Origin of the sequence: Natronorubrum thiooxidans, assembly GCF_900156475.1 — an archaeon.
Taxonomy (GTDB): domain Archaea; phylum Halobacteriota; class Halobacteria; order Halobacteriales; family Natrialbaceae; genus Natronorubrum; species Natronorubrum thiooxidans.
Genome location: NZ_FTNR01000001.1, coordinates 478,581 through 501,719 on the forward strand (window position 1 = coordinate 478,581; position 23,139 = coordinate 501,719).

Annotated in this window: 22 protein-coding genes and 1 pseudogene; 8 read left to right on the forward strand and 15 right to left on the reverse strand. The window is 64.0% G+C overall.

Annotated features, from left to right (window positions below):
* Position 1: 1 nt before the first annotated feature.
* Positions 2–1,192, forward strand: a complete 1,191-nt coding sequence (locus tag BW940_RS02420) for a carboxypeptidase-like regulatory domain-containing protein (protein ID WP_076607575.1) — start codon at positions 2–4, stop codon at positions 1,190–1,192.
* Here BW940_RS02420 and BW940_RS02425 read toward each other — a convergent pair whose 3' ends face one another.
* The 9 genes from BW940_RS02425 to BW940_RS02465 all read right to left on the reverse strand — a co-directional run bounded on the left by BW940_RS02425 (position 1,193) and on the right by BW940_RS02465 (position 7,071).
* A complete protein-coding gene (locus BW940_RS02425) occupies positions 1,193–1,879 on the reverse strand; it encodes a heme exporter protein CcmB (RefSeq protein WP_076607576.1) in 687 nt (228 codons plus the stop codon).
* Positions 1,876–2,580: a heme ABC exporter ATP-binding protein CcmA gene (ccmA, locus tag BW940_RS02430; protein WP_076607577.1), complete on the reverse strand. Its 705-nt coding sequence runs from the start codon at positions 2,578–2,580 to the stop codon at positions 1,876–1,878. Before ccmA ends, BW940_RS02425 begins: the two co-directional genes overlap by 4 nt.
* 3 nt (positions 2,581–2,583) lie before the next feature.
* A complete protein-coding gene (locus BW940_RS02435) occupies positions 2,584–2,964 on the reverse strand; it encodes a cytochrome c maturation protein CcmE domain-containing protein (protein WP_076607578.1) in 381 nt (126 codons plus the stop codon).
* Positions 2,965–3,310: 346 nt separating this feature from the next.
* Positions 3,311–3,622 carry a HalOD1 output domain-containing protein gene (locus tag BW940_RS02440; RefSeq protein ID WP_076607579.1) on the reverse strand — a complete coding sequence of 104 codons (312 nt, stop codon included), beginning with the start codon at positions 3,620–3,622 and terminating at the stop codon, positions 3,311–3,313.
* Between the two features lie 222 nt (positions 3,623–3,844).
* Positions 3,845–4,744, reverse strand: a complete 900-nt coding sequence (gene gnd / locus BW940_RS02445; protein WP_076607580.1) for a phosphogluconate dehydrogenase (NAD(+)-dependent, decarboxylating) — start codon at positions 4,742–4,744, stop codon at positions 3,845–3,847.
* A 160-nt stretch (positions 4,745–4,904) separates the two neighbouring features.
* Positions 4,905–5,342 carry a hypothetical protein gene (locus BW940_RS02450; protein WP_076607581.1) on the reverse strand — a complete coding sequence of 146 codons (438 nt, stop codon included), beginning with the start codon at positions 5,340–5,342 and terminating at the stop codon, positions 4,905–4,907.
* Positions 5,343–5,430: 88 nt separating this feature from the next.
* Complete coding sequence (locus BW940_RS02455; protein WP_076607582.1) at positions 5,431–5,895, reverse strand: CopD family protein; 465 nt, start codon at positions 5,893–5,895, stop codon at positions 5,431–5,433.
* Between the two features lie 79 nt (positions 5,896–5,974).
* Positions 5,975–6,529, reverse strand: coding sequence for a hypothetical protein (locus tag BW940_RS02460; RefSeq protein ID WP_076607583.1), 555 nt, complete (start codon positions 6,527–6,529; stop codon positions 5,975–5,977).
* 59 nt (positions 6,530–6,588) lie between these two features.
* The gene (locus tag BW940_RS02465) at positions 6,589–7,071 is read right to left on the reverse strand and encodes a deoxyuridine 5'-triphosphate nucleotidohydrolase (protein WP_076607584.1); all 483 of its coding nucleotides are present in this window, start codon (positions 7,069–7,071) and stop codon (positions 6,589–6,591) included.
* Positions 7,072–7,334: 263 nt separating this feature from the next.
* Between BW940_RS02465 and BW940_RS02470 the strand changes: the two genes are divergently transcribed.
* Both BW940_RS02470 and BW940_RS02475 read left to right on the forward strand, forming a co-directional pair.
* Complete coding sequence (locus tag BW940_RS02470; RefSeq protein ID WP_076607585.1) at positions 7,335–9,305, forward strand: aconitate hydratase; 1,971 nt, start codon at positions 7,335–7,337, stop codon at positions 9,303–9,305.
* A 137-nt stretch (positions 9,306–9,442) separates the two neighbouring features.
* Positions 9,443–10,372: an LLM class oxidoreductase gene (locus BW940_RS02475; protein WP_076607586.1), complete on the forward strand. Its 930-nt coding sequence runs from the start codon at positions 9,443–9,445 to the stop codon at positions 10,370–10,372.
* Positions 10,373–10,498: 126 nt separating this feature from the next.
* Here the strand turns inward: BW940_RS02475 and BW940_RS02480 are convergent, their stop codons facing one another.
* Entirely contained in the window at positions 10,499–10,903 is a 405-nt protein-coding gene (locus tag BW940_RS02480) for a hypothetical protein (protein ID WP_076607587.1), read from the reverse strand.
* A 297-nt stretch (positions 10,904–11,200) separates the two neighbouring features.
* On the opposite strand from BW940_RS02480, the gene BW940_RS02485 reads away from it, so the two are divergent.
* Positions 11,201–12,559: a restriction endonuclease gene (locus BW940_RS02485; protein ID WP_076607588.1), complete on the forward strand. Its 1,359-nt coding sequence runs from the start codon at positions 11,201–11,203 to the stop codon at positions 12,557–12,559.
* A 2-nt stretch (positions 12,560–12,561) separates the two neighbouring features.
* Here BW940_RS02485 and BW940_RS02490 read toward each other — a convergent pair whose 3' ends face one another.
* The 4 genes from BW940_RS02490 to BW940_RS02505 form a co-directional block, all read right to left on the reverse strand.
* A complete protein-coding gene (locus BW940_RS02490; RefSeq protein WP_076607589.1) occupies positions 12,562–13,125 on the reverse strand; it encodes a flavodoxin domain-containing protein in 564 nt (187 codons plus the stop codon).
* 161 nt (positions 13,126–13,286) lie between these two features.
* Entirely contained in the window at positions 13,287–15,830 is a 2,544-nt protein-coding gene (locus BW940_RS02495) for a heavy metal translocating P-type ATPase (protein ID WP_076607590.1), read from the reverse strand.
* Positions 15,831–15,879: 49 nt separating this feature from the next.
* Entirely contained in the window at positions 15,880–17,082 is a 1,203-nt protein-coding gene (locus BW940_RS02500; protein WP_076607591.1) for a beta propeller repeat protein, read from the reverse strand.
* Between the two features lie 129 nt (positions 17,083–17,211).
* Positions 17,212–18,699, reverse strand: a complete 1,488-nt coding sequence (locus BW940_RS02505) for a sulfatase (protein ID WP_173834833.1) — start codon at positions 18,697–18,699, stop codon at positions 17,212–17,214.
* A 164-nt stretch (positions 18,700–18,863) separates the two neighbouring features.
* On the opposite strand from BW940_RS02505, the pseudogene BW940_RS20820 reads away from it, so the two are divergent.
* The 4 genes and pseudogenes from BW940_RS20820 (at position 18,864) to BW940_RS02530 (ending at position 21,406) form a co-directional block, all read left to right on the forward strand.
* Positions 18,864–19,592 (forward strand): annotated as a pseudogene (locus tag BW940_RS20820) (sulfatase-like hydrolase/transferase).
* A 242-nt stretch (positions 19,593–19,834) separates the two neighbouring features.
* Entirely contained in the window at positions 19,835–20,683 is an 849-nt protein-coding gene (gene truA / locus BW940_RS02520) for a tRNA pseudouridine(38-40) synthase TruA (RefSeq protein ID WP_076607713.1), read from the forward strand.
* Positions 20,684–20,725: 42 nt separating this feature from the next.
* A complete protein-coding gene (locus BW940_RS02525; protein WP_076607595.1) occupies positions 20,726–20,968 on the forward strand; it encodes a hypothetical protein in 243 nt (80 codons plus the stop codon).
* 117 nt (positions 20,969–21,085) lie between these two features.
* Positions 21,086–21,406, forward strand: a complete 321-nt coding sequence (locus BW940_RS02530) for a NifU family protein (protein ID WP_076607596.1) — start codon at positions 21,086–21,088, stop codon at positions 21,404–21,406.
* A gap of 36 nt (positions 21,407–21,442) precedes the next feature.
* Here BW940_RS02530 and BW940_RS02535 read toward each other — a convergent pair whose 3' ends face one another.
* Positions 21,443–23,137: a PAS domain-containing sensor histidine kinase gene (locus BW940_RS02535; RefSeq protein ID WP_235847764.1), complete on the reverse strand. Its 1,695-nt coding sequence runs from the start codon at positions 23,135–23,137 to the stop codon at positions 21,443–21,445.
* Positions 23,138–23,139 lie beyond the last annotated feature (2 nt).

Here is a 23,139-nt window from a genome sequence, read left to right on the forward strand (position 1 = left end):
CATGTCTCACAAACACACACTTCTCACAGTACTCGCATCGCTTGCACTCGTCGTACTCGTCTCGATCGCGCTGGTTCCCGGCGCTGTCGCCGAGGAGTCGTATTCCGGCACCGTGACCGTCGCAGACGGCTCCGCGGAGGGAGATAACATCACCATTACGCCGCTCGATGCGGGGTACAACGCAGTCGATGATCCAACCGAGACGATCATCGAGAACGGCTCGTTCAGCTACGAACGGGCTGACAACGCGTCAGTGTACTTCATCAAACTCGAGCACGCCGGCGCGTCTCACTACGAACTCGTCACCGACGGCCAGGAGCCGACGATCACCCTAAACGAAACGGCAACCGGAACGCTCGTCGACGAGGATGGCGATCCTGTCTCGAACGCGACCATCGACGTCATGAGCGAGCACGGTCCGCCAGTCGATCAGCTGGCGGTCGATACCGGCTCGTTTACCCTCGAGCCACTCCAGCCCGATCAAACGTATCCGATTCGTATCGAGGCGAACGGCGCTGTCTACGAGCGGATGCTCTCGACCGGTGATGGATCCGTCGACGCCACGTACGAGCTTCCGGAGCCGACTGCCGACCAAGACGTGTTACACCTCGGCGGTGGACAACCCGTAAACCATCTGCTGCGGGTCGGACCCACTCAGGACGGGTCGAGACTGTTCGTCGTCGAGACCGTTTCGTTCGAGAACAGTGCCGCTCGCCCCTTCGCCGGTCCAGTCGAGTTTGCGGTGCCGTCGGATGCCGAAGTCGTCACGGGAATGGTCCAAGAGGAGCGTACTGAGGTCACCGTCGAGAACGGAACGGCAACGGTCGACGCCTCGATCGAGGGCGGCGAGACGGCCGACGTATCGGTATTCTATCAGCTTGAAGACCGAGAACTCGAGAAACCGGTCGGATACGACGTCGAGCAGTTCGCCATCTCGTTTGTCGAGTACGACCTGAGTCAGGTCGAGTTCTCGGACAACCTCGTCGAAGCGGACGCGCCGATGCCGATGGTGATGAACACCAACGCCCTCGAAGCGGACGAACGGATCGCCGTGAGCATTGACGAGCGCGGGGCGGTCGCCGGCGACGAACTGGATAACGACTCGCAGGGTGATGACCTTCCTGTCGGTCTTCTAAGCGCTGCGTTCGTCGGAATCGTGGTCGTCGGGCTACTTGCGTACCGACGGCTGTAGCTACCGTTCGACCACGTATTCGAACGTCACTAATCCAGTGAGAAACAGCAGTCCATCGTACACGAGCAAGAGCTGAAGCCACTGCCACGTCACGTACCCCTCCGTGAGCACGCGCGTGAGTTCGACACCGGCGAGCAACACGGGGACGACGAGCGGCACGAGCAAGAGCGGCAACAGGAGTTCGCGAAGCCGGGCCCGGGCGGTCATCGTCGCGATGAGGACGCCGGTCGACGTGAATCCGAACGCGGCCAGCACGAAGACCACCAGCAGTATCGGAACGACGTCAAGCGGGACGGTAAACTCGAGGAAGATGACGGTACAGACGAACGTAATGACCGCAACGGCCGTGGTAAAGACGGTGTTGCTCAGCACTTTTCCGACGTAGATCGCCGATCGGTCGACGGGCAACAGGAGAAGGCCGTCGAGTCCCGCGTCGGCCGTCTCTGCCGTTGCACTCTGGCTGACGCCGAAGGTCCCCGCGAAGACGAACGCGATCCAGAGTGCGCCGCTTCCGACGACGCCAACGTCCGTAAACGATCTGGCGAAACTGAACGCGAAGATGACGACGACCAGCAACGCGAACACGACCGCCGTGTTGAGTACCTGCTTCGAGCGCAACTCGAGGAGCAGGTCCTTGCGCACGACCTCGAGCACGACGCGGTTGTACTTGCGAAGGCCGTCGATCATCGTTGATCAGCCGGGTCGGTTGCTCGCTGGTAGACGGTCTCGAGTGCGTCCGTTGCCGAATCTTCGATTTGAACGTCACGCGAAACGGTGCCGTCAACGAGCACGAGTGCGCGGTCACAGTCGGTAGCGCCCCGTGCTAAGTCGTGGGTCGCGAGCACGACCGTTCGGTCGTCGAACTGGTCGAGAATCCGTTGCAGATCCGCAGCCGAGCGTTGATCCAGCCCGGCATAGGGTTCGTCGAGCAATAGCACTGTCGGATCGTGAAGCACTGCGCGAGCGATAGCGAGTCGCTTCTTCATCCCGTGGGAGAACGTTTCCACGCGCGTCGACGCCTGCGTCCGGAGATTGACCTGCCCGAGGACCTCCTCGACGCGGTCGGTACTGACGCCTCGGAGTCGAGCGTGAAGACGGAGGTTTTCACGGGCGGTGAGGGTGCCGTACAGCATCGGTCGGTGGCCCATGACACCGAGGTCGCGTCGGACGCGCGTCGCATCGGGTGTGACGTCGCGTCCACCGATCTGAATGGAGCCGTCACTGGGGAACGAAAGCGTGGCCAGCATCTGCATCAGGGTCGTTTTGCCGGCGCCGTTCGGACCGAACAGTCCGACGTGTTCGCCTGATTCAACGGTGAAACTGACGTCGCGGACGGCGACCGTCGAACCGAGTCGCTTCGTGACACCCTCGGCGGTAATCGACGCCATCGGTTAGGTGTGTTCTTCCGGCGGGTCACCGTCTTCGTCGTTGTGGGCCCTGACCGAGAGTTCGGTCGCCTGTAGTGTTCCATCCTCGACAGCGCCTTTTGCAACGACGATTCGGTTTTCGGCCATCGTCTCGGGCATGGTTCCCTCGTAGACCACATCGACCGACGTGTTGTTATCAGATATGGCGAACGTGATTTTCTCACCCGTCTGTTCGATGTCAGTCGCTTGGCCCTCAAGATTTACCCACTCACCCTCATAGTCGCCGTCGTCGACAGCCGTTGGTGTAACGAACTCTGCAGACGCGTTCATTACCGTCACGCCCAGGGCACCAAGGAGCAATAGAATACCGACGCCCACAAAAAGGAGTTTGTTCCTTCGTTTCACATCACAGTATCGAGAATATGTATAGTTGAATCTTTTGTGTTTATCAATGATGGTTGCGACGGAACCTGCGCTGGTATCAACTACCCAGTATAAAATCAAAGGGCGCGAACTCTCACACATATCTCGAGTACACACGATTAACAGAACACATATTTAAAATGAGACTACAACTCGAGAACGAGGCCATGCTGACGTCGGGGCAGTGAATATCGTACTCACGCTCGAACGGGAGCACGAAGCGGAAATCTGCGAGTAGGGTAATGAGGACCGTCAAGCGGACACCTAGCCGGCGCCGTCGCTGTCGTTTCGGGCGAGTGGACTATCGTATGTGTTGATAAAATCAGTGTTACGCTGACGATCCGGAATCGGCAACCTCCTGAGCGCTCCCGTCACCGACTGTGATCGGTTCGAGCGAGATTTCGACGTCGTCACCAGACTGTTCGACAACGACGGTATACCCCTCATACTCGAACTCGAGGGACGAAACGCAAGCGTCGGGTGTACAGAGCGAATCGAGTGCGTCGGGATCGATCGCGTCGTAGAGCGGAGCGAGAGCGAGCGGATCAGTGTCGGTTACCGCTGCGACGAGGTCGACAACGGCCATACTTGGCCGGTGTTCGTCTACAGCCGTCACTATCGTCGAGTGATCAGAGTCCATCACTGGTGACGTCGATATCGGGAATAAAGAAAATACCTCAATATTCCACCCCCAGTTCGACAAGCAAAATTACAATCCATTCCCGTGATATCGACAGTATCAGTGACCTGTCGAGAGTTCGCCCGTGTTTCGGGCTCGCAGAGATGCGGTTTAGTATTGTACAAACCGCTCAGATACCGGTCGAATCGCGTGCGCTCGCTACTGGAAGCGCCGTCGTTCTCGTTACTCTCGACGTGGGACTTCGTGACGACCGAAGCCGTACCGGAGTCGGTTCGCCAGTCGCCGCGAGAAGCGGCCGTCGTCGGCTCGCGAGCCGAAGCGTTCGCCGAGCGCGGTGTAGATGAGCGGCAGCGGCACCTCCTGCTCGAGACCTTCTTGAACGGTCCAGGTCCCCGTCGAGCCGCCTTCGATGCGGTCCGCGACGTCGCCAAGATCGGTGCCCTCCTCGCGGAACGCCTCTTCACAGAGTTCGAGCAGCCACGAGCGGATCACTGCGCCGTTGTTCCAGACCGAGGCGACCGACTCGAGGTCGAGGTCGTAGCGGCCCTCGTGGAGGAGTTCGAACCCTTCGCCGTAGGCCTGCATCAGCGCGTACTCGACGCCGTTGTGGACCATTTTCACGTAGTGACCCGAGCCCGCAGGCCCCATGCGCTCGTGGCCGTCCGGGCCGGTCGCGACGGCGTCGAAGACGGGGGTGAGCTCGTCGTAGGCCCACTCGGGGCCGCCGACCATCAGCGAGAAGCCCAGATGTGCGCCTGCCGGGCCGCCCGAGGTCCCACAGTCGAGATACGCTGCCGGCGTGCTTTCGGCTCGCCGCACGGAGTCCTCGAAGTAGGAGTTGCCGCCGTCGACGACGACGTCGTCTTCGTCGAGGTGGCCCTCGAGTTCCTCGAGCGTCGCGTCGACGGCTGCACCCGCCGGGACCATTAGCCAGATGCATTTGTCGTCGCCGAGTCGGTCGACGAGATCCGCGACCGAGTCAGCCGGCTCTGCGCCCGCGTCGGCAGCCGTCGCGACGGCTTCCGGCTCGAGGTCGAAGGCGACGACGTCGTGGCCTGCCTCGAGGGTGCGGTCGACGACGATTTGTCCCATGCGTCCGAGTCCGATTACGCCTAGTTCCATGGGCGTCACTCTGCGGGGGGGTGAGGTAGTGGTTATGATTTATTGCTCGCGACGGGTGTCGACTCGAGGCAGCGATCGGCCGCTGGAAACCAACGATAGATCGGCTGTCAACCGACAAGAGAGAACTGCAGTGCGGACTCACACAGGATCGACCGTGCTGTTACTGAAGTGGCTCCTCGAGTCGGGCCCAGCCGATCGCATCGAGGACGACGATTTGGTCTCCCGAGTGAACGAAGACGCCATTGTACTCGCTTCGATCACCGTCGTAGTACGGCAGCGAGCCACGAACGGCGTCGACGACAGACCAGGCACCATCACGTTCGATGGTGACGTGTTCCCACTCGTTGGCCGCGTCGTTACGAACGGCGCGGTCGATCGCACGCCGTGCACCAGGGATCTCGCGCAGTTGGCGAGACGTGCTGTCGACGATCGTAGCCTCGTCCGGGACCGCGTCGTGGTCGACGATCCGTGCGCCGAGGTCGGCTTTCGATCGTGACTCGCAGTCGGCCCGCCCGCTCGAGCGAAGCGCGTAGCCGACGACCGCCGCCGTACCGACTGCAAGGACCGACAGCGCCAGTTCTTTTCCCCTGATCATCATGGGAGTACGTTACAGTAACTGACTAAGTATCTTTCGTAAGAATGTTGTCTTCTAATATGTCACTTCCAGAACTAAACACCCCGTTCGGTCAGATGAGACGGGCGATGTTCGTCGTGATCATCCCGCCGACCACGAGCAACGCGATGGAGACGACCGCCGCTGCCCGGTACAGTGGCAAGGCATCACCGGCCGGTTCACGCAGTTTCTTCCCGTTGAGCCCCGACTCGAAGCGCTTCGCGCCGACTTCGACGAGTCCGGCCAGGGCGGCCCAGAGCGCAACCATCGCGAGCACGAGGTGTCCGTTGGTCGTCCCAAAAAGACTCTCGGAGGTATATCGCATGCCCGCGAGGTGACCACCAGTCAGCAACAGGACGAGCGCGCTCACACGCGACAGCATCGTGAGCTTTCCCGAGATAACCTCGAGCGGCTTCGTCGTGTTGAACGCGCCGTCGCGGGCGAGTGGTAGTACGACGAGCGCAACGTAACAGACGCTGCCAGCCCAGAGCGCGGCGAATATCAGGTGAATCGTCTGGGCGAGGAACATATCAACCATATCGAGTCCCTCGGAGAGGTGGAGTATCAGCGTTCCGACTCACAGCCGAGCGGCGGTGGCTGTCCACCGACCGACGTGGCTACTCGAGCCAGTCGGGAACCCACGCGACGAGCTCCCGGCGAACGAGTGCATACACGAGCGACACGGCGACGCCGCCGAGGACAACGGCGCTGATCCAGCCGTCGAAGACGAGCACCACGGGGACGGCGAGTGCGACCGCGAGCGCGGCGTCTTCGGGCGCGCCGTCGTAGCGAATCCACCGTCGCGGTCGGATCCAGCGCCCGCGAACGTGGTCGTAGACCGCCCGCTCGCTCCGGTCGTTCCACGGATCCATCTCGGGGCCGCCACCGAGCGCGTCGCTCGCGGCGTGAACCCACGCGGCGACGGCGAACGCCGCGACTGTGACCGTGCCACTCGAGGGAACACTGATTGCGATGGCGGCGGCCGGAGCGGCGACTGCGAGCCCGCTAAACGGGAAATGGAACGTCCGCCGGTGAACACCGACGAGGTCGAAATCGGGTGCGAGCCCGCCGAGGATTGCCCCGACCGCCAGCGGCACCGCGAACTCGGGGCGGGCGTAGGCAATCGGGGCGACAATAGCGAGCCCGGCGAAGACGTGCGTGGTCGCCATCATACCCGAATCCTCCGACGGGAACCGATAAAACAGTACGCGAACCGGCGGTCCATCGCGCGTTACTCGAGGTTCTCGCCCTGATAGCTGCCGTCGTAGACGTCCTCGTGGTCGGCCTCGGCGAGGACGAGCTGGGCGATCCGAGCACCCCGTGCGATCTCGATGTCGTGATGGACCTGCAGTAGCCCCTCGCCACGGCCCTCGTAGCCGGCGTCCCAGACGGCCGTATTCAGCATACACGAGTTGCGCATCAGCGACGATCGAGGGTAGACGAAGCCGATGTGGCCCTCCGGAATCCGAATCCGTTCGTCGTAGCGGGCGACGTAGGCTCCTTCGGGCAGATAGTAGGTGTCGGGATCTTTCTGCTCGAGTTCCTCTAGTGGGCGGGCGATACGGTCACCGATCTCTTTGCCATCCCGACCGATCCGACCTGGCTCGAGTTGTTCGAAGACGACGTCTAAGGTGAGGTCGACGCCGTTGGGCTGGACCTGATCGGCAGCCGTCGGCGAGACGTGTTCAGAGACGAACGCACCGGAACGGAACATGTGGGCACAACACCGCGGCGCAGAGAAAAGCGTATCCGTTCACGACGGGCCGTTCGGGACGGGTACGCGTGGCAAACGGATCGACAACCAACCATCGTTTCATCGACTCGTCGAAGGAGTCCACCGGTTCTCTGACAGCTGTCCACGCCGATGGCAATAATTACATGAAACACGGTGAGTTTTCCGGTGGGGGGCTCGAAACGGCCGCTTCCTCGCAGAAACACGCTGGATTTATCAGGACGGAAAGCGCATTTCGTAGTGCTATGGGACAGACTCTCACCGAAAAGATTCTCGACGACCACCTCGTCGAGGGCGAACTCGAGACCGGCGAGGAGATCGGGATCGAGATCGATCAGGTACTTACCCAGGACACGACCGGCACGATGGTCTGGCTCCAGTTCGAAGCGATGGGACTGGACGAGGTCCAGACCGAAATCGCGGCCCAGTACTGTGACCACCAGACCTACCAGTTCGACTTCAAGAACACGGACGACCACCGTTTCCTCCGCTCTGCTGCCGGTACATATGGCGCTCATTTCTCTCGCCCCGGCAACGGCATTTGTCACAACGTCCACCGCGAGAACTTCGCGGCCCCCGGCAAGACACTGCTCGGATCGGACAGCCACACCCCAACGCCCGGTGGCATCGGCGAACTCGCCATCGGTTCCGGCGGGATCGACGTCACCGTCGCGATGGGTGGCGCACCCTACTACATCGAGATGCCCGAAATCGTCAGCGTCCGTCTCGAGGGCGAACTCCCCGAGTGGGCCACCGCGAAAGACGTCATCCTCGAACTGCTCCGCCGACTGAGCGTTAAGGGCGGCGTCGGCAAGATTCTCGAGTACACCGGCCCCGGCGTCGAGACGCTTACCGCCCCCGAGCGGATGACGATCACGAACATGGGCACGGAACTCGGCGCGACGACGTCGATCTTCCCGACCGACGAGCAGACCGAAGACTACCTCGAACGTGTCGGCCGCGGCGAGGAGTACGTCGAACTCCAGCCCGACGACGACGCCGAGTACGACGACGAGATCGTCGTCGACCTTTCGGATCTCGAGCCGCTGATCGCACAGCCCTCGATGCCCGACAAGGTCGTCCCCGTCAGCGAAGTCGAGGGCGAATCCGTCGAGCAGGTCATGGTCGGCTCCTGTACGAACGGTGGCTACGAGGACATCCTCCCCGTCGCCAAGATGCTCGAGGGTCGCGAGACCTCGATGGAGACCGAGACGATCGTCGCCCCTGGCTCCAAGCAGGCCTCCGAGATGCTCGCCCGTGAGGGCTGGGTCGCAGAGATGATGGCCGCCGGCGTCAACTTCTCGGAAGCCACGTGTGGTGCCTGTATCGGCATCGGTCACGTGCCAGCCTCCGATTCGGTCTCGCTGCGAACCTTCAACCGGAACTTCGAGGGTCGCTCGGGGATCGAAGACGACAACGTCTACCTCTGCTCGCCAGAGGTCGCGGCCGCAGCCGCGCTCAAGGGCGAAATCATCGATCCACGGAACCTTGCCGACGAACTCGGCGACCTCGAGGCACCCGGCGTCGAGCTCCCAGAGGAGTACGACGGCTCCAAGACGGACCTCATCAGTCCCGACGAGGCCGTCGACGACGAACTCATCAAGGGCCCGAACATCGGCGACGTCCCGCTGAAAGACCAGCTCGGCTCCGAGATCGAAGGCGAAGCGCTGCTCAAGATGGCGGACAACATCACGACCGACCACATCATCCCGGCGACGCAGGACATCCTGATGTACCGGTCGAACGTCCCCAAACTGAGCGAGTTTACGCTCTCGCGTGTCGACGACACCTTCGCACAGCGCGCACTCGACGCCGACGGTGGCTTCCTCGTCGCTGGCGAGAACTACGGCCAGGGCTCCTCGCGAGAACACGCCGCGCTCTGTCCGATGTATCTCGGCATCGAGGGCGTCCTCGCACAGAGCTTCGCCCGCATCCACCGTGCGAACCTCTTCAACTTCGGGATCATCCCGCTGACGATCGACGAGGACACCTACGAGTCGATTGATCAGGGCGACGAGATCGAGATCGTCGACGACGTCTACGAGGCCGTCACGAGCGGGCAGGAAGAGTTCACGGTCCGCGTCGGTGACGAGGAGTACACCGCGACGCTGGACGCCTCCGAGCGCGAGCGCGATATCCTCGCCGCCGGTGGCAAACTCGCCTGGACGAAAGAACAGGCCGAAGGCGGCAGCGGCGCTGCCCCCGCCGACGACTGATCGGCATTCCGACTTCGATTCTCTGCTTTTTTGGGTCGCTCGAGCGACGGCCACGTTGTCGCTCCGCTTTCCGTCGATATCGCCATCGCGGCCGTACAACGGCATCGTCATAGGGCTGCGCCCGATAGCGCACTCGAATGGCAACCGGTGGACGCGACTACGAGAACGCGGGGTATCGACGGCTGTTCGACCACGAGGGGCTGACCTTTGGGGCCGGCTTTCCGCTGACGGGGGCGAACCGTTCGACGCCGGACATCACCGAGGAACTGCGACTCGCGACTCACGCCGAATCGGTCGGCTTCGACGGCCTCTGGGCGCGGGACGTCCCGACCTACTGGCCGAAGTTCGGCGATGCCGGCCAGACGTTCGACACGTGGCCGTGGCTCTCACACGTTGCCGCACACACTGACGACATCGCGCTCGGCACCTCGAGCGTCGTGCTCACACTCCGGCATCCGCTTCACGTCGCGAAGTCCGCGGCGACGGTCGACCAGCTGTCGGATGGCCGACTCGTCCTCGGCGTCGCCTCCGGGGACCGGGACCCCGAGTTTCCGGCGTTCGACGTCGACCGCGAGAATCGCGGCCAGCTCTTTCGTGAGTCTGTCGAGGCGATGCGAACGGTCTGGCGCGAGGACTTCCCGGAACTCGAGGGCGAGTGGGGTTCCCTCGAGGGTGATCTCGAGATCGTTCCGAAACCGACGACGGAGACCATTCCGCTGCTCCCGACGGGTCATGCCCGCCAGTCGACGGAGTGGATCGCCGACCACGGCGACGGCTGGCTGTTCTATCACCTGCCCGAGCGCACTCTCCAAAACTATCTCGTAGACTGGCGCGAGGCAGCGGGCGAGAAACCGTTCGCGATCGCGATCCGCGTCGAGTTGGCCGACGACCCGACCGCGGAGCCGGAGCCGCTCCATCTGGGCTTTCACGCCGGCGTTGAGTGGTTCAGCGAGTACTTCCGGCGGCTCGAGGACTACGGGCTGGATCACGCGATCGTCGGGATCCAAAACGACGATCGAGAGGCAGCGCTGTCGACGTTCGCCGACGAGATCATTGGGACGCTGTAGGCCGGCTGTTTCGCCGGCGAGCGTACGGTCGGTCAGCGTTCCGCCTGGTCTGTGCGTTCGTCGCTCGAGCGCGACTCGTCCGCGAGGACGGAGCCTTCCGGGCAGTTTCGTATCCGTGTGCGGCGTTCAGTCGTCGTCTCGCTTGGCCCGCTCGCGCAACTGTCGCTTCTGGCGGCGTTCGGTCACGTGGTCGATACCGTCGGCTAACTCCGCTCTGACCTCGTCTTCGAACGCATCGACCTCCTCGAGAAACGCGGTCGAAAACTCCTCGACGAGTTCGAACGTCCACTGGTCGCTGACCGCCCCCGCGGGCAGGTGGTCGTCCCGGAGGTCGTCTGCCCACCCCTCGTGACCGGCCTCACGAAGTCGGTCTTCGGCGTTTCCCATCCGGTCCATCGCGTGGCCGAGTTCGTGGTGGAACTCGAGCAAGTTGCCGTACGCTCGGTAGATGTACTCGATACCGAGTTGCATCTCGTGGAGTGCCTCAGCTTCGGCGTCGCTCAACTCGAGGTCGTCGAGATCGGTGGTCATAGTTGGAAAACCACGAGCGCAGGTAAAGACGTTTCATACGATCTGATCTGCTGTACCGATGTCCTGGTGCACCCGCAGGGTGGGCGCGAGTGCACCGGAACGGACTGCTGTCATACGATCTGCTGTACGTCATTTCCGGTGTGACCGCGAGTCGCCCTGTGGTCGCGCCGGTAAATCGTTACAGCAGACCGTATCAGTCCGTATCAGATGTGACAATGGGTTCCGATAGTCGGCCATCGAGACTGTCTCGAGTCGAAACGCTATCGGCGGTCGACTTGGTAGTCGGTCGTGAACGCGATGGCGATACTCGACGATCTCTCGGGCTACGAGTTCGAGGACCTGATGGAGGACGTGTTTCGACACCTCGGCTACGGGAACGTCCGCCAATCACGACGGACAGCCGACGAGGGCCGGGACATCCTGATGGAAGAGGTCGTCGACGGGACCCGACGGGCGGTCGTCGTCGAATGCAAACACACGGCGACAGTGAGTCGCCCGGTGATCCAGAAGCTCCACTCGGCGGCGACGACGTACGACTACGACGGCCCGGTCCGGGGGATGGTGGCGACGACCGGGCGTTTTACCGCGCCGGCTCGCGAGTATGCACGACAGTTGGGCGACGGTGACGGCGGCGTCGAACTCCTCGACGGGCAGGACCTCCGAACGATCGGCGAGGAGATCGGGATGAATCTCTACAACGGGCGGATCGAGATCCTCTGTACCGAGACCCTCCAGCCGGTCCACCCCACCGCCGGCCGAGACGCCCCCGTTTTCGCGGCCGTCCGGGAGATCGCCAATCTCGAGGCCGTGACGATTCCGACACCGGAGACGACGGTCTCTCTCGAGCCAATGGTGACCGTCCGTGCGACGACGGATGCGACGTTCGAGACCTCCGTCGGCGTCATCCACCGGATCGACGAGGTGAACGACCTCGTCGTCCACGCTGACCGCGACGCGCCCGCCGTGGCGACCGGCGACGTTCGAGACCTCGTCGCGACGCCGACAGCACCCCGGATCGATATCGAGGACGCCGCCCTCGAAGCGACGTTCGACGGCGTCGAGCGCAAGCGCTTCGGCCAGACCGAGACGGCCTACAAGGAGTGGGCGATCGACCGCCTCCGGCAGGCCCACACGACGACAGTTCACTACACGGGCGGGAACAACGTCGACTACGAGAAGACCTGTACGCCGACGCGCTCGGATATCTCGGTCCAGGCGATCGATCCGGTCTACGTCCCACACGTCCGCTCGCAGCTCTCGCTCGGTGAGTACGAGTACGAATACGCCTACTACGCCGCCGGCCCCTCGCGATCGACCACGACCAACGATCTTCAGGGGTGTGTCCACTGCGAGACCGCCGGCTCGAGCGAGTCCTACACCTACTGTGCCAACTGCGGCAGCATCAACTGCGACGCCCACATCGAAACGGAGCGACTCGAGGGTGAGCCGATCTGTCTCGGCTGTGCCGTGACCGAACGCTTCGCGCTCAAGACGAAATATTTCTACGACGAGACCAATCTCGAGGCGTTCCGCGCGGAGTACGACGACATGTCCGTCCTCGAGAAAGCAAGAGAAAACGTCCCGCTGGCCGTCGGGACTGTTCTCGCCCTACTGGTCGTGGCGCTGCTGATCGCGAGTTCGGTCGGGGCCGTCTGAGATCAGCGCGGATCCGGTTCGGATGCGTCGGGGAGCAACGTCGTAAACTCCTCGGCGAACGCCTCGATCTCGTCCCAGTCGGTGTACTCATAGTCCTGGGCGGTATCGGTGTCGCCGCCTTCACTCCTCGCGATTCGGCGCATCATGAACCGTTTGAGCAGGCCGTACTCGCGATACTTGAGCGCGCCCGCGACGAGCAACGTGGCGTCCGGTTCCCAGCCCGTCTCCTCGAGAAAGTCCTCAAGCAGGTCCCGGGCCGGCTTGCGCTCGGCGGGGTCGTCGTGAGCTGCCGTTAGGCTCACCGAGAAAAACGCCGACGGGAGGCGGTTTAGCGCCTCGCTGTGCGTGTCGACGAACGATTCGACGTACGACTGGTGTGAGCCCATGTGGATCGACGCACCGACGATCACTCCCTCGTACGTGCCCGGATCGAGCTCCGCCGGCGGGTGTTTCGCGTGGACGACCACCACGTCGTGGCCCGCCGCCTCGAGGACGTCGCCGATCCGCTCGGCGATTGTCGCCGTCTGGCCCTCGCTCGAGCCGAAGGCGACGAGTACGCGGGCCATCACCGCTCACCCCGACGCGGTCGGCTTGCGTGGTCGACCGGGACGATCCGCGCACGTGAACGAGCCGTCTCGAGGGCAGCCATACGTCTCCTACGGAACGGAGCGCTATCAAACGATGCCGTTGACGAGGTGACCGTGGGGCGGGACGTTTCGACCCCTGTTCACTCGCGGTCGGCCTCGAGCAGCGGTCGCGAGGCGTTGCCGACGATCAACAGGCCACTGGCAGCCAGCGCCGCGGTCGTGATGACGGGACTCAACAGCCCCGCCAGCGCGACGGGAATCACGATCGCGTTGTAGACGAGCGCGAGCCAGAGGTTCTGGACGACACGCCTGCGAGCGCCGCGCGCGAGTGCGAACGCCCGCTCGACGGCAGCGAGGTCGTCCTCGACGATCGCGAGATCGGCCGCGTCGGCGGCGAGTGCCGTCCCGCCACCGAGCGAGATGCCCAGATCCGCCGCGGCGAGGGCGGGTGCATCGTTCGTCCCGTCGCCGACCATCGCCACGCGGTTGTCGGCCCGTAGCCGCCGGATCGCCGCCGTCTTTCCCTCGGGTGAGACGTTTGCGAAGACGTGATCGATACTCGAGTGCGCGCGAAAGCGGGCCGCAGCCGAGTCGTCGTCGCCGGTCAGGACCACGACGTCGACGCCGCCGTCGGCAAGCGCCGTCACCGTCCGTTCCCACTCCCCGCGCGGTTCGTCGCCGACGGTAATGATCCCCGCTGCGTGGCCATCACGCCCGACGACGACGGGGAGGTGGCCGTCCGCCCGGACGGTCGCAACGCGCTGTTCGAGGCCGTCCTCGAGCGCCCAGCCCTGCTCGCGAAAGAGGTCGGGATGACCGACGAGCACGCGCTGGCCGTCGACGACGCCCTCGACGCCGGTCGCGTGGCGTTCGAACGCCCGTAGCTGGCCGTCTCCTCGCTCACCGTCTGCCTCCTCGTCCGTGACGCCGCCGTCGGTCCGTGCCGACGCGCGTGCGCCGTCGTCGGCGAACGCAGTCTCGATCGCCGCGGCAGCGGGGTGTGCGCCGCGCCGTTCGATCGTGCCGGCCGCGGAGAGGAGGTCGTCCGGAGCGTCCGCCTCGAGGACAGTCATCTCGCCGGTCGTCAGCGTCCCGGTTTTGTCGAAGACGACGATGTCGACCGCGCGGAGCCGCTCGAAAACGCTCTCGTCGAAAACGACGATTCCGGCCTCGAGGGCGTCGCGGATGCTGGTCGCGATCGAATACGGCGTCGCGAGCGCGAGCGCCCACGGACTCACGGCGATAATCGCCACGAGTGCGGCCGTCGTGGTGGTCAGTGGCCCGTTGCCAAGCACCACTGCTCCCAGCCCGACGGCGACGACGGCGACGGCGACGACCGGGAGCAGTCGCCCGGCGAGGGCGTCCGCCCGGCGTTGGACGCCGTGATCGGCGCTCTGGAGATTCCAGACAGTTCGTGTTAGCTGGTCGATACTACTCGTCGTCCGTTCGCCAACGGCGACGACGGCGGCGTTCCCCGTCACGACCGAGCCACCGACCACTTCGTCGCCCGCGGCTTTCGAGACCGGGAGCGATTCCCCGGTGATGACCGCCTCGTCGACCGTACACTCGCCCTCGGCGATCGTCCCGTCGACAGGGATTCGCTCGCCCGCCCGAACCAGCAGGCGGTCGTCGGCCTCGATTTCCTCGACCGGACGCTCGCGAGTCGTGCCGTCGGCCTCGAGGACGCGAGCCGTCCCGACCTGCGAGACCGTGAGCTCGGTGAGCCGGTTCACCGCTGTCCGCTTGATCAGTTCCTCGTAGAAGATCGCGGCCATGACGGTGGCGGCGACGAGAATCGTCAGGTCGTAGTAGATCTGGGGATCACCAACGACGAACGAGATCGTGCCATAACAGAAGGCGGCAACGATCGACAGCGCCGCGAACAGGTGCGTACTCGGTCGTCGGAGCGTCAGGCTCACGTACGCACCGCGCAACAGTGGCATCCCGGTCAGATAGAGGACGGCCCCAGTTACCACGAGAAAAATGGGGAGGAACAGCATGCCGTCGAACGTCGCAAACGTCTCGCCGTAGCGCTCGAACAGCCAGTAGTCAGTGTACGCGGAGAGATACACCGGATACAACACCGTGACGTACGGTACGAGCAGAAACGAGCCGAAGACGATTCCAATGATGTACCGGACCTCGAGCATGTCTTCCGAGCGGCGCTTTCGCATCCCCTGCATCTCGCGGGATCGCCGTGTGCTACTCGAGTCGTCCGCCGTCTCGTCAGCTTTGGCCGCGTCCGTGGCCTTCTCGCGACGATATGCCGTGTAGCCGGTCGTAGTCAGGGCATCCTCGAGTGTCGCCGCCGAGACGCGATCGGGGTCGTGGTCGACTCGAACGCTTTCCGTGACGTAACTCGCCGCGACAGCCGAGACGCCGGCGTGACCCTCGGCGATCGACTCGAGATATTTCTCACAGAGCGCCGAGTGCATGCCGTCGACCCGGAAGAACGTACGCGTCAACGCGTCGTCTCGGTCGTCGGGGTCGGTATCGGGACTCGCACCACTCTCGGCGGTACTGTCAGCACTGTCGGGCTTGCCGAGTGTTGCGGCGACGTCACGACAGCCCGTCGAGCAGAACGGGCCGTCCCCGCCCGTCTCCGAGCCAGTCTCGGTGTTCGATTCGGTGATCGCCGTCCCACAGAGGCAACAGCGATCGCGGTCCGTTCGCTGATCGCTCACACCTCGAGATACCACCCTCGAGTACAATAACTGTAAGCGACGACCGGCGTCACCGTCGCCCCCGTTCGACGATGAGTCCGTCCGCGCCGACTGCGACAGAGCGATCAGGGCCGAGCGAGACCGCGACCAGCCCGCCGGAGACGTCGGTATCGAGCCGTTCCCACGCAGCCTCCGGCGACGGCCGCTCGAACACACTGCCGTCCGCAGTACACGCGACCGTCCGTTCCTCGTGACGCGCGACACCGGACACCGACCCCGTGGCGACGCGTTCTGGCGTCCACCTCGAGCCGTCGTAGCGGTGAACGGTTCCGTCGTCGTCGCTGACGACGCAGTCCCCACGTCCGGCCGTCGCGACGTCGGTAAGCGTTCCGTCCGCTCCCTCGAGGCCGACGCGGTCGAACGACTCACCGCCGTTGGTCGTCTCGAAGACGCCGTCGTTGGTGTCACAGCAGTAGCCGACCGCCGCGTCGGCGAGCGAAACGGCACGCAGACTCGATCCGCTGCCGGGCTTTTTAGGGCCGGACCACTCGAGGTCGCCCTCGTGATACGTGCCGCGAACGACGCCGCCGGAGCCAGTTATCAAAACGATCGTCTCCTCGCCGCTCGAGCCGTCAACGGCGACGCCTAGCCAGTTGCCGGTAATCTCCGCTGGGGCCGTATAATCCGTGTGGCGGCCGGTCTCGCCGTCGACGCGACCGAGGGAGCCGCTGTCGCCGGCGATCCAGATTGCCTCGCCGTCTGCCGTCGCATCCGCTCCGCGGAGGTTGTTGCCCTGGGCTGCCGGTCCGTCCTCGAGGACGGTCTCCCATTCGTCGCCCTCGCTCGCGAGAACGAGCCCGCCGTCGCCAACAGCGTAGCCGTCGTTCGACGTGGTGACGGTCACGTCGTGCAACGTCGCGTCCGTGGGTGTCTCGGCCGTGTTCCAGCCGACGGGCGAAGCGTCGTTCTGGTCGGCCCGTCGTTCGCCCTCACTGGGGGGTCGCTCGTCGTCGAGTTCGGAGTGCTCGCGTGGTGTCGCTTCCGCTCGAGACTCGCTGTCGTCCTCGACACGTCCTCGCTGGCGGAGATAGAGTACGATAGGCGGAACGACGTACGCTGCGAGCGCGAGGCCGGCAAACCAGCGGTGAACGATCGTTAGCGTCCCGAACGCGGTCAGCCCGGCCGTCGCGACGGCGTGGATCCACGTCCTCGTGTACGACCGGAAAAACGGGACGAACCCGCCTGCCTCGAGTCGGACAGTCTGTGATGTCATTGGTCGAAGCGTCGATGATCGCCGTTTTTCCCGTCGCTCGAGCCGAACTCGGTGTGGCAACTCGTCGTCGTCCGGTGTAGCGGACTGCCAATCAAACGGGTACTGCAGGCACGGCCGCGATGTGGCCGACTACAGGTAGCCCAGATCCGCGAGTCGCTCTTTCGTCCCCTCACGCATCGCAACCTCGCCTGTCGTGCCGACGTCCGCGAGCGGCTCGAATCGCTCCTCGAGGCGCTCACGGAGCGCTCGAACCCGTTCTGGCTCGTCCGCCGCGATGTCGACGTGCTCGAGCGGATCCGATTCGATCTCGTGCAGCCGTTCGAAGCCGTCGTCACCCCGGACATACTTGTGCCTCGCCGTGCGGATGGCCCGTAGTCGCCGGTCGAACGCTCGTACGCGAGCAGGAATGTCGCCGAACCGGGCCTCGAGGCGCTCGATCGACGGTTGGGGAGCGACGTACTCGGCGAAGACGGCGTCTCGCGGCGTCGCCGTCGAATTCGGATGCATCGATCGGCTCGAGCCCTGCGCTCGGAGCGCTGGATCGTCGATGCCGACAGTCTCGAGCAGCGTCGCGGGGAGGTCGAGCAACTGGACGAGATCGCGTCGTCGCCCGCCGTCGGTAAACGGCCCCCCGTGGACGACCAGCGGCACGTTAAGCAGGGTGTCATAGAGGTTGTACTGGTGGCCGAAAAAACCGTGCTCGCCGACGTGCTCGCCGTGGTCGCCACAGACGACGAACAGGGTGTCCTCCCACATCCCGGCGTCCTCGAGTCCCGTCCGAAGCTCGGCGAGTTGGCCGTCGACGTAGGCGAGTTCCGCCCGGTAGAGGCCGCGAAGCAGCGCGAAGTCACGATCGGAGAGGACGTAGTCCTCGCAGTCGTAGGCACGAGGATCCTGCCGGATCGCGGCTGCCTCCTCGTAGCTCGCGTCCTCGGGGAGAAACTGCTCGGCGTACGCCTTCGGGGGGTCGTACTCGACGTGTGGCTCGATGAAGTTACAGAACAGAAAAAACGGGCGGTCGTCCGTCCGCCTCTCGAGCCAGTCGGTGACCCAGGTCGTCGCTCGGTCGGCCCCGTCGTCACCCGCTGGCTGAAGCAGTTCGCTGTAGAGGATGTTCGCCGCGTTGACCATTGGATTGCCGTCGAAGAGCCGACGCCGCGTGGCCTGGAGCTTCTCCCGGAGGTCCTCGCCGCGGACGACCGCCCCCATATCCGCGTCGGACTGGACGTACTGCCAGCCTTTCCGCAACTCCTCGAAGCCCCGATCGAAGCCGAACTCCTCGGTGATCCAGGTGTTGTTCGAGACGCCGACGGTCTCGTACCCCGCGTCGGCAAACGCCTCGGGGAGTGTCCGCAGTTCATCGTCGAGATAGGTGTGTCCGCCGTGCGTGCCGTGTTCGGAGGGATAGGTCCCCGTGAATATCGAGGCGTGAGAGGGCAGGGTCCACGGGGCAGTCGCAAACGCGTTGTCGAAGGTCGTGCCCTCCGCCGCAAGCTGGGTCAGCGCTGGCGTCGTTTCCGGGCCAACGCTTTTTGCTCGAGCCGTATCGAGGACGACGAGAACGACGTTCCGCACAGTTGAATGTAACTCCGGGTCACGTCCGTTAGATTCCGCCATGGGTGGCACAACTCCGCTCCTCGAAGGGAAGGTCATCGGCCCGGAGTATGCAGGTGGATCACTCGATTGGAGACTACTGATAGACTGACAATCGTTTCCGAGAGATGCTTACGCGTCCGTATTCGTCCGAACGCTTACTCTCGTCGTCGCCGTAGCCTGTTGGCATGCCCTCGCCACACATCGTCCTCATCCACTGTCACGACTTGGGGACGTACGTCGGCTGTTACGGCGCGGCCGTCGACACGCCACGGCTCGACAGCCTCGCCGCCGACGGCGTTCGCTTCGACCGCCACTTCGTGACCGCACCCCAGTGTTCGCCCAGTCGCTCGAGTCTGTTCACCGGACGCCATCCACACCAGAACGGGATGCTCGGGCTTGCCCACGCCGACTGGGAGCTTCACGACGATGAGCGACTCCTCCCCGAACTGCTCGCCGAGGCCGGCTACGAGACCCATCTGTTCGGGCTGCAACACGTCACCGAGTCCCCCGCCCGGCTCGGCTACGATCGAATCCACACCGACCAGCCACTGACCGCGGACACGCCGCCGTCGGTTCACGAGACCGCTCGTGCCCGAACCGTCGCCGACGAGTTCGCACGGCTATCTCACGACCGACATCTACTGTAGCGACGCCGGCCGCGAGGTGCGTGAGGCGTGTTACGGCGAGCAACGAGCCTACGAGGAACTGTACGACCTCGAGGCCGATCCGCTCGAACAGGACAATCTCCTCGCCGATGACGGCCCCGACGACCCCGCCCTCGAGCAGACTCGCGACCGGCTTCGCGAGGAGCTACGCGAGTGGATGGCCGAGACGAACGATCCGCTGCTCGAGGGCCCGTTCTGCCGGGTGACTGGGACGCAATCAGACTGTCGTCGGGCGACAGCCAGCACTGACGACTCGAGGGAAGCAACGCGGACAGCACTCTCTCGCCGCTCTCACGTCGACAAGCGAGAGGGTGCGCTCGAGTGCCAACACGAGTGCGATGGCGTCGTCACAACCCGGATCAGTACCGATCAGTAGCGGACGCGTCGGATGGGAACTGTCGACACTCGCGGCGGATATACTGTCGGCCGACACCGTCGGGCGTGGGTTCGACGGCCCTAACACGGCTGCGCGCGTCGGTGGAACTGAACCGATGCGCGCCTTTCGGATCGCCTACGACGGCACCGGCTACTACGGCTTTCAGCGCCAGCCCGACGTGTCCACCGTCGAGGATACCATCTTCGACGCTCTGCGCTCGCTCGAGGTCCTTGCTCCCGACGCTGACAAGCCCGCGGGCTACGCCGCCGCCGGCCGGACCGACGCCGGTGTCTCCGCACTCGCTCAGACGATCACTCTCGAGGGACCGGACTGGCTGACGCCACGGGCGCTCAATGCCGAACTGCCCGCCGCCGTTCGGGCTTGGGCGGTCGCCGACGTCCCTGACTCGTTTCACGCAACTCACGACGCGACCCGCCGGACGTACACGTATCACCTGTACGCACCGCCGGCTGCAGGCGACTCGAGTGCGACTCCGGCTAAAATCGAGCAGTCGGTCGACGACGACCGATTCCACGCCGCCTGTGAGGCCCTGTCGGGACCCCACGACTTCCATAACCTCACCCCGGACGACCACAACACCGAGCGCTCGCCGACGCTGTCGGCGGCCCGTGATGGCGACTATCTCGTCCTCACTGTCATCGCGGGCGGCTTTGCCCGCGAACTCGTCCGCCGACTCGTCTCGCTCGCACAGGACGTCGGTACCGGCGCGGTCTCGCTCGCGAAGATCGAGCGGACACTCAGCTCCGAGTCACTGCCCGGCCACGAGGGAATCGCACCCGCACCGCCGGAGCCACTCGTGTTGACGGCGGTCGACTATCCGGGCCTCGAGTTCACTGTGGACGAGGATGCCGCCTCGAGCGCACGGGCGGTCTTCGAGACGCGTCGTATCGACCGCCAGACAGGCGCGCGGGTCGCAGGGCAGGTCGCTGACGGCATCCAGTGAGTGGACGAGCGCTTTTTACGGTCGGGGCTGATTGTTCAGCGCATGGAACTGTCGCCGGACGAGTACGGTGCCTACTGGCGAGCGTCGATCTACGTTGCCGCAGGGATCGTGATCGCGTTTCTGGGCTCCCGCCTCACGTCGCCGTTTCTCTCTCATCCAAACGCCGGGGCGGTCGGGCTCGGTGTCTTTCTGTTCGTGGCTGTCATCTTTGCGAGTACGTTCATCGCGATGCTCGGTGTTGCTCGTGTGGTCCGAACTGCGGTCGACGCTGAGCTGCGACGCTGATCACGCAGACCATCGTCGAGACGACGCGCTCTTCCTCGAGCAGGTGCCAGTCGTGTTCTCCTGGCGCAGTTCCGAGCGGTGGACAGAGATTTATTCGCCCGGTCCGTTCGTGCTCCCATGAGCAACTCCGCCGACACCCAGTCCCCGGAAGACGCCGTCAGAGAAGCCGTCTCCCTGTTCCTCCAGCGGAACTTTCCCCAGATTCAGGCCCACGGCGGCGACTCCTCGATCACCGAGGTCGACCTCGAGGCGGGCCACGTGTCGATCAACCTGACCGGGGCCTGTAGCGGCTGTGGCGTCAGCCCGATGACGACGCAGGCGATCCAGCGCCGACTGCCGAGCGAGATCGACGAGATCGATCGCGTCTCGGTCACCACCGGGTTCGATGGGCTGACGGAGGGAACGTCACGCGACATCTCGGACGACGTCCCGTTCTGAGCAGCCGCTGTCGGTCGGTCAGCGCCGCGTTTTAGATCAATCGTCGGCCTCGGATACCGCTGGCAACGTCACCGAGAACGTCGATCCACTGCCGGATTCGGAGTCGACCCAGATCTCACCGCCGTGTCGTTCGACGATCCGTTGACACAGCGCCAATCCGATCCCGGTTCCGTCGTAGTCCTCGCGGCTATGGAGCCGCTGGAACACCTCGAAGATTCGGTCCGTCTCCTCGGGTTCGATGCCGATTCCGTCGTCGCAGACGGACACAACCCATTTTGACCCCCTCCGTTCGGTCGAGATGTGAACGCGAGGGACGCCCTCGCTGTACTCGAGTGCGTTCTCGAGGAGATTCTGGAACAGCTGTCGGAGTTGGCTCGCATCGCCTTCGACCGTCGGGAGCGACGCCGTCGTGATTTCGGCGTTAGTCTCGATAATCCGCACCTCGAGATCTCTGAGCACGTCTTCGATGACTGAATCGAGATCGACCGGTTCGAGCGGAGCGCCCTGGGTCTCGACACGCGAGTACTCGAGGAGTCCCTCGATCATCGACCGCATTCGCTCAGCACCGTCGACGGCAAACGAAAGGAACTCACGCCCGTCTGCGTCGAGGTCGTTCCCATAGCGGCGCTCGATCAGCTGGAGATAGCTCGAGATCATCCGTAACGGCTCCTGTAAGTCGTGGCTGGCGGCGTAGGCGAACTGCTCGAGGCGTCTGGTTTCGGCTTGCAACTCGTCGATGTACTCCTGACGTTCGAAATGAAACGCAACGAGCGTTGCGAGCGTCTCGATCAGCTGTTGCTCATCCTCGAGAAACGGCTCCGTGTCCGTTTCTGGCTGGCGCTCCGTGAGGACGACGTCGATCGTAACCCGCGTGCCGTTTGCCGTGGTGGTGGTGGCAGTAATCGACCGCTCGGACGGCTCATACGATCCGGTGGCCGCCTCGTGTTCACCGACCGAAACACGCGCTGCAGTCCGGTCTGGATACCGAAACGACTGCGGGAGTTTCGCCACGAAATCCTGGAGTAACTCCTCCGTCGGTTGTTCACTGGTCTCGAGCAAGTTCGTGGCGAGTCTGACCGTGGCGAGTTCCTTTTCCCGTCCCTCGAGTTCCCGCTTGCGCCGTTCGGCTACCGTTTTCAACTCGGTGATCTCCGTCGCCGTCACGACGACTTGCTCCGGATCACCCTCCTCGCCAGTGATTGGCGTGGCGTTGACCGACAGCCAGCGCCGTTGCCCGTCCGGATCCAACAGAATCTCCTGATCGTACAGGGGCTCACCCGTCTCGAACACCCGGAACGCAGGCCGTTCTTCGACCGGGAGGAACGCCCCATCCGCGTCGAACATCGCTCGCTGGCCGGCGGTGTACGCCGAGGCGTCTTCAGCTGAGATCTCGAGCAGTTGCGCCATCCGTTCGTTGGCCCGGTTGGTCGAACCATCCGGGTTCACGACTGCGATCCCAACCGGGCTGGTCTCGAGGAGTTGCTCGACGACGTTACGTTCGTGTCGCAGCTGTCGTTCCCGTTCCCGTCGGTCGGTCATATCCCGCGTGACCTTCGCATACCCCTGTAACTCCCCGTCAGTTCGGATCGCCGTGATCGTCACGTTCGCCCAGAACGTCGAGCCGTCGGCACGGACACGCCAGCCCTCGTCTTCGACCATGCCTGCCTCGCGTGCCTGTGTGAGATTTCGCTGTGGAATGTCGTCCGCTTGATCGCTGTCGGTATAGAACACGG